The sequence below is a fragment of the Dictyobacter arantiisoli genome, assembly GCF_008326305.1.
GTDB lineage: Bacteria > Chloroflexota > Ktedonobacteria > Ktedonobacterales > Ktedonobacteraceae > Dictyobacter > Dictyobacter arantiisoli.
In genome coordinates this window covers 1-13,997 of record NZ_BIXY01000077.1, presented here as the reverse complement: position 1 = coordinate 13,997, position 13,997 = coordinate 1, and the positions used below count along the sequence as shown (strand labels likewise).

Annotated in this window: 12 protein-coding genes; 6 read left to right on the top strand and 6 right to left on the bottom strand. The window is 53.9% G+C overall.

The window, feature by feature from the left end:
- Nucleotides 1-24: 24 nt before the first annotated feature.
- Both F1593_RS20835 and F1593_RS20830 read right to left on the bottom strand, forming a co-directional pair.
- Nucleotides 25-1,152, bottom strand: a complete 1,128-nt coding sequence (locus tag F1593_RS20835) for a glutamate-cysteine ligase family protein (RefSeq protein WP_149403494.1) — start codon at nt 1,150-1,152, stop codon at nt 25-27.
- A gap of 252 nt (nt 1,153-1,404) precedes the next feature.
- On the bottom strand, nt 1,405-2,247 hold the full coding sequence (locus F1593_RS20830; RefSeq protein ID WP_172632309.1) for an MBL fold metallo-hydrolase: 843 nt from the start codon (nt 2,245-2,247) through the stop codon (nt 1,405-1,407).
- A gap of 176 nt (nt 2,248-2,423) precedes the next feature.
- On the opposite strand from F1593_RS20830, the gene F1593_RS20825 reads away from it, so the two are divergent.
- Nucleotides 2,424-2,636 carry a hypothetical protein gene (locus tag F1593_RS20825; RefSeq protein WP_235932645.1) on the top strand — a complete coding sequence of 71 codons (213 nt, stop codon included), beginning with the start codon at nt 2,424-2,426 and terminating at the stop codon, nt 2,634-2,636.
- Nucleotides 2,637-2,643: 7 nt separating this feature from the next.
- Here F1593_RS20825 and F1593_RS20820 read toward each other — a convergent pair whose 3' ends face one another.
- From F1593_RS20820 to F1593_RS20810, 4 genes are all read right to left on the bottom strand, one after another.
- The gene (locus tag F1593_RS20820) at nt 2,644-3,159 is read right to left on the bottom strand and encodes an NUDIX domain-containing protein (protein ID WP_216368943.1); all 516 of its coding nucleotides are present in this window, start codon (nt 3,157-3,159) and stop codon (nt 2,644-2,646) included.
- 220 nt (nt 3,160-3,379) lie between these two features.
- Nucleotides 3,380-3,547, bottom strand: a complete 168-nt coding sequence (locus F1593_RS28495) for a hypothetical protein (RefSeq protein ID WP_172632308.1) — start codon at nt 3,545-3,547, stop codon at nt 3,380-3,382.
- 113 nt (nt 3,548-3,660) lie between these two features.
- Entirely contained in the window at nt 3,661-4,521 is an 861-nt protein-coding gene (trhO, locus tag F1593_RS20815) for an oxygen-dependent tRNA uridine(34) hydroxylase TrhO (protein WP_172632307.1), read from the bottom strand.
- Between the two features lie 205 nt (nt 4,522-4,726).
- Nucleotides 4,727-5,296, bottom strand: coding sequence for an MOSC domain-containing protein (locus tag F1593_RS20810; RefSeq protein WP_149403491.1), 570 nt, complete (start codon nt 5,294-5,296; stop codon nt 4,727-4,729).
- Nucleotides 5,297-5,788: 492 nt separating this feature from the next.
- On the opposite strand from F1593_RS20810, the gene F1593_RS20805 reads away from it, so the two are divergent.
- From F1593_RS20805 to F1593_RS20785, 5 genes are all read left to right on the top strand, one after another.
- Nucleotides 5,789-7,924, top strand: a complete 2,136-nt coding sequence (locus F1593_RS20805; RefSeq protein WP_216368942.1) for a molybdopterin oxidoreductase family protein — start codon at nt 5,789-5,791, stop codon at nt 7,922-7,924.
- Nucleotides 7,925-7,928: 4 nt separating this feature from the next.
- Complete coding sequence (gene nirB / locus F1593_RS20800; protein ID WP_149403490.1) at nt 7,929-10,382, top strand: nitrite reductase large subunit NirB; 2,454 nt, start codon at nt 7,929-7,931, stop codon at nt 10,380-10,382.
- 34 nt (nt 10,383-10,416) lie between these two features.
- Entirely contained in the window at nt 10,417-10,755 is a 339-nt protein-coding gene (locus F1593_RS20795; RefSeq protein WP_149403489.1) for a Rieske (2Fe-2S) protein, read from the top strand.
- A 227-nt stretch (nt 10,756-10,982) separates the two neighbouring features.
- Nucleotides 10,983-12,218 (top strand): MFS transporter, encoded by a 1,236-nt coding sequence (locus F1593_RS20790; RefSeq protein WP_149403488.1) that lies wholly within the window; start codon nt 10,983-10,985, stop codon nt 12,216-12,218.
- 363 nt (nt 12,219-12,581) lie between these two features.
- The gene (locus F1593_RS20785) at nt 12,582-13,442 is read left to right on the top strand and encodes a hypothetical protein (protein ID WP_149403487.1); all 861 of its coding nucleotides are present in this window, start codon (nt 12,582-12,584) and stop codon (nt 13,440-13,442) included.
- Nucleotides 13,443-13,997: the final 555 nt, after the last annotated feature.

Sequence of the window (13,997 nt, the reverse complement as noted above, 5' to 3'; positions counted from 1 at the left end):
CAGCAAAAAATGTGTTGAGGCATGTCATTGCGGATTGAGAAATTGCTGCTCTTGCAGAGTATAGGTTGCGCGCAGGGTAGCTTCAATGGAATGGGTTTGCTGGTAGCTGGCGATGAGCTGATGGGCTGGCGTGTGGTGCTGGCGCAGCATGGCGAAGAGGGGCGTGAGCAAGGCGGCGTCGGGATCACTACCCAGGGCATAGTGCGCGGCCTGGAGCACTTCCAGACTGCCAGCACGGATCTGGGCGGCGGCGAAGCCATGGCAAGCGGCATGCTGATGCAGTTCTGGATCGGGAACCGTAGCGCGTCTCATCAAGTTTGTATCCAGGATCAGACCTTTGAGGAGTGCCAGCAAGGAGGCATAAAGCGTGAAGTCAGCGCAGCTATCGCAAGCCTTGAATTCGATGCGTCCCACCTCGGCGGGCAGGCGTGCGATCTTGGTCAGTGAAGGCGTGCTTTGCAGCAGATCCGCCTCCTCTGCCAGAAAGACCATCACCGCCGGACGTGCGCCCGTGCGAATAAACGTGCGTACCGATAAACCCTCCCAGAGCGTTCCCTGGTAAAAAGGAGAACTGAAGCTGAAGGGGACAATAAAGGGACTATAGTAAGTGAGCTTGCGTCCCATCTCGATGATCTCCGCCGTAGAGAGATCGCTGAGCGAGAGATTGAGATCGGGACCATGGGTGAGCATAGGAATCTGGGCGGTCTGCTTCTCAGGGGATTGTTGTCGCCGCTGCAACTCATAGGTGTTCAGCGGTGGTGTGGGCGTAAAGGCCGTCGCATAAGGATGGAAGCTGATCAAGACGGGCGTAAAGCCAAACTCACTGGCTGCCTGACGTAAGCGCCCAAAGCTTTCTGTCAGCTCATCAACCGCCCCCTGGATCGTCTCATGGATCGTCGTCCGAATCTCGATCCCTTTCGGCAAGCAGGTCGTCATCCTGCCGTTGCTATCATAGCGCTCAAATCCCTCGATATACCAGCGCTTCTGTTTAATACCCGCATCGCCAAGGCGCAATTGTGGATAATCCTGCTGATAGAGAGGTAGAGTCGCGATTATCGCGGCCAGCTCATCAAACGAAGTACGTGCGAAATCAACATACAGACCATCATGATCCAGCAAGGCCACCTCATGCTCAAGGCCAAAGGCAAACATAACAGCTCCTTTTGTAGTTCCCGGGCATTCTTATCGTCAAAAGACACATCTAAGAGGGTGGGAGTAGATAGGATGAGTGTGCTGTAAGTTTAAATGTATTAAATCATATTTCATGCTATTTGCACAACAGAATAATAGCATCGCTCAATATACTCTGTCAAGCTTCGCATCGGCTCTCCGTCCTGCGGGGTAGTGGTGAAAGCGGGGTTCAGAGTGCCGCCCCTGCACCCCGTTTTCACCCTACAGGTACTATCACAATAGTTGCCATTGATAGATGTTATCCTGGGTGAGGAGGCGGCCGAAGACGGAGGTAGAGAAGTGGGCACCAATGCCAATGGTGGCGGGTTGGGCCAGTTCCTGGAGCATTTGCCGACGCGTCTGCTTCGCCAGTTCGGCATCCCAGTCGTAGATATTGGTCCAGTCAGGATGCTCAAGCTGGATGGTACTATGGAAGATGTCGCCTAGAATAATGGCGCGGGCGCTGCCGGAACTGATGACCAGCGCGCTGTGTCCGCTGGTATGTCCCGGCGTCGCGCGTACCTTTACGCCCGGAATGAGTTCATCGCCATCCTCGAGCAACTCGATGCGCCCGGTCAGGACTGCCAGAGTATCGGCAACGCCTTCACGGTAGGTGGCGGGATCATCAAAGCGCTGCCATTCAGCGTGGCGGGTCAGGAAGCGTGCGCGTGGAAAGGTCAGGCTCAGTTGTCCATCCTTGCGCTGACTGGTCCAGCCGACATGATCCGTATGAAAATGCGTAAAGAAGACAACATCAATGTCATCCGGCTCAAATCCCGCCTGCCGTAGATTGGTGAGGAGTGCGCCCCCATGCAGCGTCAGGATATCATCCTCAGCATGCTTATCTCCATAAGCGGTATCCACCAGCAGCGTATGGTTGGCAGTTTGCACAATATAGGCCCCCATACTTCCCACGAGCTTACCCTGCTCATTCAACAACGACTGATAGCCCTGCCAATCCTGCGTAGTCGTCGTTGGCAAGAGGCCCGTCGGCTCAAAGAGTACAGAACCATCGGGAATAAAGGTGATGTGGATATCGCCCAGCGTCAGTTTCTGGGAAGATGCTGCATTGACCATAAATATACTCATCCTTTTAGTGCTCAACTTCAACTTCAAATACTATTGTCAGTAAACCACATGTATACAACAACTCATAAGTATGTCAGGAAAAAAAACGGCGTGACGCCCTTGTTGCGCTGGCCCAGCGGAACGGATGGGAGATTGGTTACCAGGATGAGGTGTGGTGGAGCCGGGTGAGTCAACCCAACCTGCACAGTTGGAGCGAACAGGATGAGCCGCTCCGTCTGCAAGAACTGGCGGCAGACAAGAACAATCCTGATCCCAAAGCACTTGCCTGCTACGGGATGCTCTCTGCCACCAGTGGGCGTATGTATCTCCGCTTCGTATCGGGGCGCCCGGTCAGTCAGGTGACGACCGATTTACTTCTTACACAGAAGCTCTCGTGATTCTGTGCTAACTCATAGCGGCGTGCAAGGCGACAAGGTAGAGTTCTCTCAGAGTTCGGACGAAAGGCAACTCGCGAGCATCATCAGGCGCGAAAAGCGCTCGTTCTCGTGCTTCTTCCGTCGGTATGAACTCGTCCAGAGCTTCAATCTGCGCCCAGTAGAAAACCTGATAACTATCGGGGTACGGATAGCGATATGAAGCTGGTCGAGGACCAAGCAAGCGCAGACATTGGTAGCCCAACACATGCAACTCCCTCAGTCTTGCACCAGCTTCTTCGTATGCCTCCCGGCGCGCAGCCTCTTCAGGCGACTCACCAGGCTCAATATGTCCCCCAACAATATCCCAACCTCGTGCAGCCAAATTTGTTTGGAGCAAACGATCTTTGTCGAAAGCAAGCACGAGCGCCGTTGCGATCATCTCACCCGGCGGAAGTCGAGATGAGATGACAGTGCGGCTCTCGTTTGGCTGAGGGAGCCATGAGATGTTCTGCTTAATCTGGAGAATCCGTTCATCCTTTTGCATGATGTCACTCCCTGTGGGGCATGTTGGGAACGATTTCAATTGAGAAACACAGTAGTTCACCCCCCGAAGCGGGATGGTTTCCCAGTCAGCGTCTAAAAAGATACGAGCCGATTATAATGGATCAGTCTAATACCTGTCAAATCCTGATCCTATGGATTGGCACATTACACATAAGGTCTTCTGAACCTGCATTAGGTACGTGAGCAGGTGGATAGGTGTTTCAATCGTAGCGGTATTGCCCTTCATAGGTGGAGTTGGACGCAACGCTCGCCCCGCTGATCAACAGGCCAGAGGCTACTATCCTGATGGGATTTTGCCGTTGCAGATCGTAGCACAAGCCTCCTGGGGCACTCCTGGCCCAGGTCCGGGTCCGCACGCGTAGGCTCATCCATACGATCCACGGTATATGTTGCATAAAGTGTTCGCAGAACACTTTATGCAACATATACGAATTTTTTTTGAGCACCCCGGGTGCGAAAATTCCTGCGTCTGGTGGCTTTATTAGACTGCCACGCGGCATCCTTGAGGACAGGTGAAGGTCGGATGACTGTCAACGCATTCCTCGCAGCAAATCAGGTGACGGTTGCACTCGTTATTGCTGCAATTGACATAATTCTCTGACGGTTTGTGACAATTGACGCACTCGCCAACAATCTCGTGCTGTGGATCATCGGCCTCAATCCCCATCAGGACGCGGCGATCAAACACATAGAGTTTGCCCTTGAAATGCTGATTGGGATACTTCTCCATATAGGTGACAATGCCATCTTTGAGTTGATAGACATCCTGCATCCCATTTTTCAGCAAGAAACCTGTCGCTTTTTCGCAGCGTACCCCGCCGGTACACACCGTCACCACTGGCGCGTCCGTCAGCTTTTGCAGTTCAGGGAGCACTTTGGGGAGATCGCGGAAATTCTCCAGCGGTGGCAAGATAGCATTCTCGAAATGTCCACTCATATGCTCATAATCATTGCGCATATCCACGAGATAAAACTTCTTCCCGCTCTCATACCATTCCTGCAACTCATCCGCCGAAAGATACTTCCCGGTTAGCTCCGTCGGATTGACATGCCAATCCGCCACGCTATCACTGATAATATCCTGGCGCAACTTGACCGATAAGCCGGGGAAGGCATTCCCAGTGCCTTCACTTCTTTTATAGTTGATATCGGCAAATGCTGGATAGCTATTCATCTCACGGACGTATTGCTTTACCGCTTTAAACGTCCCCTCAACGGTCCCATTGATGCCCTCTTTAGCGACAATCACACGTCCCTTCAGGCCCAGCACCTGGCAGAGAGACTTCTGCCACAGCATTACCGCCTGAGGATCAGGAACCTCAACGTATTTGTAGTACAACAAAATCTGGTAGCTCATCCCTCTAGTATATCAAAAATATCCCTACTGATGTCGATCGCGAGGGCCGATCTTCCCCACTCATCTGCCACCTCCCACTTTGAGGGGAGATGGTTATTAGTCATCACCCTACAAATGCCGCACCTACGTTTTTGATCATGTTATACAAATTCGAGCAGAGGAGGGCGGGCATGGGAGCACGTTTTGTGTCTCATACTTTGACAAGGGGGCGGTGTGGTGCGGGTGGGAGTTCGACGCGGATGGGGTCGCCAGGCCGCACTTCGCCGTCTGTGAGGACGATGCCCATTATGCCTGCTTTGCGGATCAGGTCGCCATTTTCGTCGTGATCCAGGACGGCTGCCATCAGGCCGGGCTGGAAGCGATCCAGTTGGACACAGGGATTGCGCAGGCCGGTGACTTCGACGATGGCCGTCTCTCCCAGATGCAGGCGAGTGCCGGTAGGTAAGGCCAGGAGATCTATTCCTCGCGTTGTGATATTTTCGCCCATTTGTCCGGCTGAGACCGTAAAGCCTGCGGCCTGTAATTCTGTATGGAGTTCACCGTGGATGAGATGAACCTGGCGGAGATTGGGTTGCGTTGGATCAACCGCGACCCGTGAGCGATGCTTGACCGTTCGCCCGAGATGCGCATCCCCCTCAACTCCCAGTCCCGTCAGCAGCCGAATATACTCCTGATTCGGCTTGCTAAATGTATGCGTCGGGCTCATGCTCACAGCCAAAACTTCTCCTACTGCTCTCTGTTCTTGCGTGTCAATTGCCATACGATGTATCTCTCCTGAAGTCGTAAATAGATAAATTGAATATAGCGATGGTTGTACATTTCTATTTTAACTAATCTTTAATAGAATTGAAAGTGCCTATTTTTGCGGTGCCAGTGTATTTTGCAAGTGCTTGATAAAGCAGAATTAGAAGCGAGTCAGGTGTTTGTGCAATATTCAGGTTGCCTTGTTGAGCTATTTGAGCTCGCTACTGTGCAAATTGTACAACATGCAGTGAATGATTCTGGTATTTTTCTCTGTACTTTTTTATGACTTTAGATGGTATGCTAGCAACAGAGATTGAGTTTGTGCATATCGCACAAATACCTCTGGTGAAAAATCTGTTAAGCAATGATGCTGTGTTTTAAGGAACATGTTCCTCGGCAGTATGGTCTGTTGATGTGTACATAACTTTGCATCCAGGTCGCGATGACAGTGCATTGGATGCGTGAATGCCGGTATGCGTCTCTTATGATCTGGCTGAGGAGAAGGAACTTGCAAAAGAGTGTTGTTCCCGTGATACAGCGTACCCAGACGGCCCTGAAGGCTACTACGCATTGTCCTTATTGCGCGTTCCAATGCGGCATGCATATTTCAGGTACACTTGAGCAGGCCGAAATTTCAGGCAATCAGGCATTTCCGGTCAATCAGGGACGGATGTGTGCCAAGGGATGGAACGCCGCCGCAACGCTCCAACATCCTGAACGCCTGCTTTCTCCATTGCGCCGCACCGCATCTGGTCGTTTCGAGCCGATCTCATGGGATGATGCGCTGGCCCTGATTACTCACTCCTTCCAGGATATTCAGGCACGCTATGGACGCGATGCACTGGGCATCTTTGGTGGAGGTTCCCTGACCAATGAAAAAGCCTATCTCTTAGGGAAGTTTGCCCGGGTCGCGCTGGGCACTTCACAAATTGACTATAATGGGCGCTTTTGTATGTCCTCGGCGGCCTCGGCCTCTATCACCGCCTTTGGCATTGATCGCGGCCTCCCTTTTCCCGTCTCTGATATCGCACAGGCCGAGGTGGTGCTGCTGGTCGGCAGTAATATCGCTGAGACGATGCCCCCTCTGATGCAATATTTTGAGGAGCAGCGCCAGAGTGGTGGTCAACTTATCGTGGTTGATCCGCGTGGCTCGCTAACCGCCCGCTCGGCGCATCTGCATTTACGCATTACGCCCGGCACCGATGCAGCCCTGGCAAACGGCCTGCTTCATATCCTGATCCGCGATGGCTTGTTGGATCAGGATTATATTGAGGCGCGCACCGAAGGTTTTGAGCGCGTGAAGGCGCTGGTGGCAACCTACTGGCCCTCACGCGTTGAGCGCATCACGGGTATTCCTGAAGCTCAATTGATCCAGGTGGCGCGCATGCTGGGCCATGCGCGTTCGGCGATGATTTTGACGGCACGCGGCGCTGAACAGCAGAGTCAGGGCGTCAACAATGTGCTTTCTTATATCAATATCGCGCTGGCATTGGGGCTGGTCGGGCGTGCCGCCAGCGGCTATGGCTGCTTGACGGGACAGGGCAACGGACAGGGAGGTCGTGAACACGGACAGAAGGCCGATCAACTTCCCGGCTATCGCAAGCTTAATGATCCTGCGGCGCGCCGCTTTATTGCGGATATCTGGGGGATTGCTGAAGAAGATCTACCCGGCCCCGGTCGCTCTGCTTATGAGATGCTGGATACGCTGGGCGAGGAGGGAGCTATTCGCGGCCTGCTCGTGATGGGATCGAATATGGCGGTCTCGGCACCTCGTGCCCTGCATGTACAGGAACGCTTACGTGCTCTGGATTTCCTGGTCGTGGCAGATTTCTTTCTGTCCGAGACGGCACAGATGGCGGATATTGTCCTGCCATCCGCGCAGTGGGCTGAGGAAGAGGGCACGATGACCAATCTTGAGGGCCGCGTTCTTTACCGTCAACGCGCCTTTTCCCCACCAGTGGGCGTGCGTACGGATAGTGAGATTATCTGCTCCCTGGCACAGGCGCTGGGCAAAGGAGCCTTCTTTTCCTTCACCGAACCCGCCACGATTTTCGCCGAACTGCGCAAGGCTAGCGCGGGCGGAGTGGCCGATTATGCGGGTATCACCTATGAAAAAATCGCACAGCAGCAAGGTGTTTTCTGGCCCTGTCCCACCCCTGAGCATCCAGGTACGCCACGGCTTTTTCAGGAGCGCTTTTTTACCGCCTCCGGTCGAGCCAAATTCTCGCCTGTACGTCATCAGGCCCCGGCCGAAGAACCGGATGACCAATATCCTCTTTATCTGACAACCGGTCGTGTCCTGGCACAATATCAATCAGGCACACAGACACGACGAGTGGATCGTCTCAACGAGATGGCACCGCAGCCTTTTCTGGAAGTCCATCCCTCAACCGCTCGCCTGTACGGCATCAACGACGGAGACATGGTGACCGCCAGAACACGGCGTGGAGAGGCATCCTTTTGCGCCAGAGTCACCAGCACTATCCGCGAAGACACCATCTTCGTCCCCTTTCACTGGGGAGGAGCGCAAGCAATCAATCGTCTAACCAATCCCGCACTTGATCCAACCAGTCGCATGCCTGAATTTAAGGTCTGCGCGGTACGGATCGAGCGTGCCGTCGCATCTTTAGCCATGGAGGTTTAACCATATGCAAAAGCAACGACTTGTGATTATTGGAAATGGCATGGCCGGTGCCCGCCTGGTAGAGGAAATCCTGGCCCATCAAGGTGGAGACCAGTACGATATTGTGGTCTTTGGTGAAGAACCCTACGGGAACTATAACCGCATCCTGCTCTCAAACGTACTCGCCGGTAGCCAGGATTCCGCCGACATTTTCATTAATCCCCTGGCCTGGTATAAGGAACATGGAGTAACCTTACATGCGGGCAGCCGTGTCGATGCTATCGATTGCACACTAAAGTGTGTCTATGCCTCCGATGGCACGGTGATGGCCTATGACAAACTGGTGATCGCGACAGGCAGTTCACCCGCTATACCTGCATTGGCAAATCTCTATACGCCTGAAAGGAAGTTGCAGAAGGGCGTGTTTGCCTTCCGCACGATTGATGACTGCACTGGCATGCTGGACTATGCCACGCAGGCTCGCAAGGCGGTGGTGATCGGTGGTGGACTGCTGGGCCTGGAGGCGGCACGTGGCCTGCTCAATCGCGGACTTGAGGTGCATGTGGCCCATGTTGCCAAACATGTCATGAATGTCCAGCTGGATACGATGGGTGGTAAGATATTGCGCTCCTCATTGGAAAAAATGGGTGTGTCGCTCCATCTCCAGAAACGGACCAATGCGATCCTGGGCGATGGACAGGTCGAGGGCCTGGGCTTTGAGGATGGCTCGACGATAGATTGCGATATGGTAGTGATCTCGACCGGCATTCGTCCAAACATCGAGTTGGCCCAACAGGCCGGGATTGCGGTTGAGCGTGGCATCCTGGTGCAGGACGATCTTTCCTGTAGCGTGCCCGATGTGTATGCCATCGGTGAGTGTACCCAGCATCGTGGCTGTACTTATGGTCTGGTCGCGCCACTCTGGGAGCAGGCCCAATGCCTGGCGGAACGCCTCACCCATCCCGATTCTGAGAAACTCTATCTGGGATCGCGCACCTCGACCAAGCTGAAAGTGCTGGGTGTCGATCTGGCGGTGATGGGCGATAAAGAGGAGGTGGATGAGGATGATGAGGTGGTGGTCTATTCGGAGCCGTCACGCGGCGTCTATAAAAAGCTGATTGTACGCGAGAACAAGATCGCCGGAGCGATTGTGATCGGGGATGGCTCGGTGACGCCTCGTCTCTTGCAACTCTTTGATCGTCGCTCGCCGTTGCCTGAAAATCGCGATGAGTTGCTCTTCCAACTCTCCGGGGAGAGCAAAGAAGTCAACGTCGCGGATATGCCAGATGATACACAGATTTGTAATTGTAACGGTGTCTCCAAGGGCAAGATCGTCTCCTGTGTCAAGTCGGGCAAGCGCAGCCTGAAGACACTGTGCGATGCGACGCGCGCCGGAACGGGCTGTGGTTCCTGTATGTCGCAGGTGAAATCCCTCCTCGAATATGCCGCCGGTGATGCCCTGGTCGAGGACCCCTCGATCCATTATTATGTGCCGGGTGTGCCCTTGACCAAACCAGCCCTGATCGAAGCAATCAAAGAGCAGCAGTTGCGTAGCGTCTCCTCCGTCTTCGCAGCCCTGGCCGGTGGCAAAGAAGATCCCGGCAGCAAGGCTGGTCTGGCCTCACTGCTGAAAACCATCTGGGGCAAAGACTATGAGGATCAGCGCGATGCTCGCTTCATCAATGATCGCGTGCATGCTAATATCCAGAATAACGGTACCTTTAGCGTCATTCCACGCATGTATGGTGGTGTCACCTCGGCCAAAGAATTGCGGCGTATCGCGGATGTGGCTGAAAAATATCAGGTGCCGATGGTGAAGGTCACCGGCGGACAACGCATCGATCTGGTGGGTGTGGCTAAAGACCAACTGCCCGCCGTCTGGAACGATCTGGGCATGCCTTCGGGACACGCCTATACCAAGTCTTTCCGTACCTGTAAAACCTGCCTTGGCTCAGAATATTGCCGCTATGGCGTCGGGGATAGCACCGCGCTGGGCATCAATGTGGAGAAGCGCTATCAGGGTATTGAAACCCCCCATAAGCTAAAACTGGCCGTCTCTGGTTGTCCTCGCAACTGTGCTGAATCCACGACCAAGGATATCGGTGTCATCGCCATTGAGGGCGGCAAATGGGAGGTCTATATCGGCGGTGCGGCCGGAGCGAGTGTCCGTAAGGGTGATGTCCTGTGCGTCGTCGACTCACAGGAAGATGTCCTGCTCTACATGGGACGCTTCATGCAATATTATCGCGAACAGGCCAGATATCTGGAACGGACGCATGGTTTTGTCGAGCGTATGGGCATCGAAAAGCTCCGCCAGATCCTGCTAGAGGATAGCGAGGGCATTTGCCAGCGCCTTGACCATGACATCCAGTCCGCCGTAGACTCCTATGTCGACCCCTGGCAGGAAGCCCATGCACCGGCCACGCCAGCCCAATTCGCAAACGTTTTACAGCCGGTCGAGCAGGTTGCTGCTCTTTAACGAACACCATACGTAGAATGAGGATGATGAGCTTATGAGCATGATACTGAAGACGGGCCAGGTTACCTATAACCTGGGCCCCCTCGCCCGACTGCCTCATGGTGAAGGACGCACATTTCAGATTGGCACGCACTCGATAGCGGTTTTTCGCACGCGCAACGATGAGCTCTATGCGACCCAGGCCGCCTGTCCCCACAAAGGCGGCCCCCTGGCCGATGGTCTCGTTGGAGACGGAAAAGTCGTCTGTCCGCTCCATAGTTATAAATTCCAGCTCGCCACCGGCGCATCCATCGGGAATACCTGTGCCGCCCTTGAAACCTATCCCATCACATTAAGCCCCGACGGCGACATCCTGCTCAGCCTGGATGCCTGAAGAAGCAGAGGGTGCAGGGGGACGGTAGTCCCCCTGCCGGGATATGGGGACACACCCCACATAATCTTTTTTTTCTGCTCGGCACCGAAGAGAGAAGCAGGGGGTGCAGGGGGACGGTAGTCCCACTGCCGGGGTGTGGGGTGTCCCCACATAATCTTTTTTTCTCCCCACCGCCGAAGGCGGCAAAAAGTTATCATACTCGTGATAGATAAGAAAAGGAGTTCCGTATGCCTTTGATGACCATGCGCAAAGAGGAAACACCTGCTGGCGCAAAATCAACCGTCCTGGCCTCTTTCTTACATTTCGACATGTGCTTTACAATCTGGGTCCTTCTGGGCTCGTTGAGTATTCCCATCACGCAGAGCATGGGCTTAAATCCCTTTTTGCAGACGTTGATGGTGGCGACCCCGACCTTGAGTGGCTCCTTAATGCGTATCCCGATGGGATTTCTAGGGGATCGCTTTGGTGGGCGGCGTGTCGGCATTCTGATGCTCGTGTTCTTATTTATCCCTCTGACATTAGGATGGCTGGTCAACATAAATTTCCCGACGCTCCTGTGTGTCGGCCTGATGTTGGGTGTTGGTGGATCGTCCTTCTCCGTAGCGCTCCCTCTTGCCAGTCGCTGGTATCCACCTTCGAAGCAAGGTATCGTGATGGGAATATCGGCGGCCGGGAATATCGGCGTCGTCTTCGCCAACCTGCTGGCACCCACGCTCGCCAAAGCCTATGGCTGGCACCTCGTCTTTGGCATTACCATGATCCCTCTGGCCGTGATCCTGCTCGCCTTTACCTTGCTGGCAAAGAATAATCCTGACTTCATTCGTGCCCCTGAGCAGACCAGATATGCGACCGTGCTGGCGAAAGGCGACCTCTGGTGGCTCTGCCTGCTCTACTGTATCACCTTTGGTGGCTTCGTAGGACTGGGAACATTCCTGCCACAATTCTTCCATAATCAATACAAACTGACCGCCATCAACGCTGGCTATATCACCGCCCTGGCAACCTTTATGGGGAGCACCTTCCGACCCCTGGGTGGTTATCTCTCAGACAAATTTGGCGGTGTGCGTGCCCTGACCTGCGTCTTACTGCTTGTCGTCATCACCTATGCCATCGCTGCCTTCCTGCTCCCCCTGGCATACATGGCCCCGCTCCTCGTCCTGGGCGTCCTGTTCCTGGGCATGGGCAATGGCTGTGTTTTCCAACTGGTCCCGCAGCGCTTCCGGCTCGAAATTGGCATCGTCACAGGTATTGTGGGAGCCTTTGGAGGCGTTGGTGGCTTTGTCCTGCCCCTGATCCTGGGCAGTTTCAAGCAGACGAGTGGATCGTATGCCACTGGCTGGCTCGTCCTCGCCGGACTGGCTCTGCTGGCCCTCATTATGCTTCGCCTTCTCGTCGTCACCCAGCACAGCTGGCGTACAACCAGAGCTACAACCGTAGCTCCAGCCCCCGAATATCAAGTCTAACCGGGGCTATCTACAAGAAGCGGGAGCATAAGCCAACTGGCTTATGCTCCCGCTTCTTGCATGGGATCTAATGGACGAAGACATTGAGCAATGTCACGTTCACCTGTTCAAGAGACATCCTCACTTTCACGATATCCTCTCGCTAATGGTGACACAGGCAAGCGCAAAGGGACGACGATCCCTCTGCCGGGGATGGATTACACCAAAGAAACTTGTGAAGTAGCTAACAGAATCTTGTGTGCATCTGCAGTATGATACTGAGGAACTGGTTCCCAGGGAGCGTGGTTCTGGTTCAAAGAGCGTATCTGTCGAAACAGAATACGTATATAGAGAATAATAGATGTATCTATGCAGGAGGAACTGATGAATAAACGTATTCAAGTATCACTTTTTAGTGCGCTACTTGCCCTGGTGCTGGCAGCCTGCGGAAATGCCGCTGGCACTACGACATCAGGTAGTGCGGACGTACCTACGAATAGCAGTAGTACTAAGACACAAACCACTGCCTCATCCACAGTGCCCTTAACGGTAATGAGTGTGGATATCGCGCTCGATCATCCCACAATCAGGAACATCGCGTGTGGCGCAAACATGACAGAGACCTACACAGCGACGTTCCACTTTCCCGCCAATAATGCTGGTGGACAGGTCAATTTCACCTACACCACCAACAATGGTCGTGGCAGCCAGCCAGCCAGCCTGAGCGTGCACCGTGGACAAACCAGCGCAACGTATACCTTTAGTTGGTCCGGTCAACTGGATGCCAGTAACACCCTGCCGGGCCGTGGTGGCGTAATGGTCACAAGTCCGAATGCCTACACTTCAGATCTGGTTGCGCCCTTAGGCCCATGTAATCCTGGTCCTCCTCCTGCCGCCGCGCCCTTCAGTGTAACCAGTATTGATCTGGTGGCTGGTCCAGAAGTAACCGGACACCGCTGTGGATCATCATTCACCGAGAACTATACCGCCACCTTCCACATCGCCGTCGGAGGTCCAGGAGGCAGCATCGTATTCCAATACACGACGAACAATGGGCGTTCGAGCAGTTCCAATGTCTCCTTGCCAGTTGCTGCCGGGCAGACTACCGCGACCTACACCTTCTATTGGAGTGGCCAGCTCCCCCAGAGTCATACCGCCCCTGGTATCGGTATCGTCATGATGTCGGCTCCCAACCAGATCATCTCGCCTGCTGCCACCCCTCCTGGCGGCTGCAACAACATGTAGCAAGCAAACAAAAAATATACGTTCACATACGAGCCGCACCGAATATCCGAAACGTAGGTGCGGCCCGACGTCGCAACGGAGGTCCGCTTTCCCGTTCATCGTATGATTCCCTCGCCCCAACGCGCTGTATGCACGACTTTTGACGATGCTCAGAAAAATATTCGCTTCTCTCACAAATAAATTCCCTGTAACAACTGCACAGCGTACAGAACAGGCAGATTTTCTCACCTATCATTTTCCTCACAACGTTTTCACCAATCCCACCTGTGTTTTTGAGGGCGAATGAAGCCCATAAAGCCAAACGAAGAAAAGGTACCTGAGAAAAACGAATTGTTTTATGAGAAAATCTTGCTATTTGCTGTGCAGGCGGGTATACTCGAAGGGACGGGCTGATAACTAGCGCGAAGGTTTGACGATTTTTGATGCGAAACCGAGAAATCGACTATTGAGGATCTGGAGAAACCGCTCCAGAGGCAGATTGTTTCACACCGTTTTTGCAAATTCGGGAGGCCAGCGAGCTGCGCATCTCGCGCATTACCACCTCATGCTTCTGGA

Excerpts from the sequence above, each read along its gene's own strand:
- F1593_RS20785 (WP_149403487.1), top strand. The coding sequence starts at position 12,582 with ATGAATAAACGTATTCAAGTATCACTTTTTAGTGCGCTACTTGCCCTG.
- F1593_RS20810 (WP_149403491.1), bottom strand. The coding sequence starts at position 5,296 with ATGGCAATTGACACGCAAGAACAGAGAGCAGTAGGAGAAGTTTTGGCT.
- F1593_RS20835 (WP_149403494.1), bottom strand. The coding sequence starts at position 1,152 with ATGTTTGCCTTTGGCCTTGAGCATGAGGTGGCCTTGCTGGATCATGAT.
- F1593_RS20795 (WP_149403489.1), top strand. The coding sequence starts at position 10,417 with ATGAGCATGATACTGAAGACGGGCCAGGTTACCTATAACCTGGGCCCC.
- F1593_RS28495 (WP_172632308.1), bottom strand. The coding sequence starts at position 3,547 with ATGAGCCTACGCGTGCGGACCCGGACCTGGGCCAGGAGTGCCCCAGGA.
- F1593_RS20830 (WP_172632309.1), bottom strand. The coding sequence starts at position 2,247 with ATGGTCAATGCAGCATCTTCCCAGAAACTGACGCTGGGCGATATCCAC.
- F1593_RS20820 (WP_216368943.1), bottom strand. The coding sequence starts at position 3,159 with ATGCAAAAGGATGAACGGATTCTCCAGATTAAGCAGAACATCTCATGG.
- F1593_RS20790 (WP_149403488.1), top strand. The coding sequence starts at position 10,983 with ATGCCTTTGATGACCATGCGCAAAGAGGAAACACCTGCTGGCGCAAAA.
- nirB (WP_149403490.1), top strand. The coding sequence starts at position 7,929 with ATGCAAAAGCAACGACTTGTGATTATTGGAAATGGCATGGCCGGTGCC.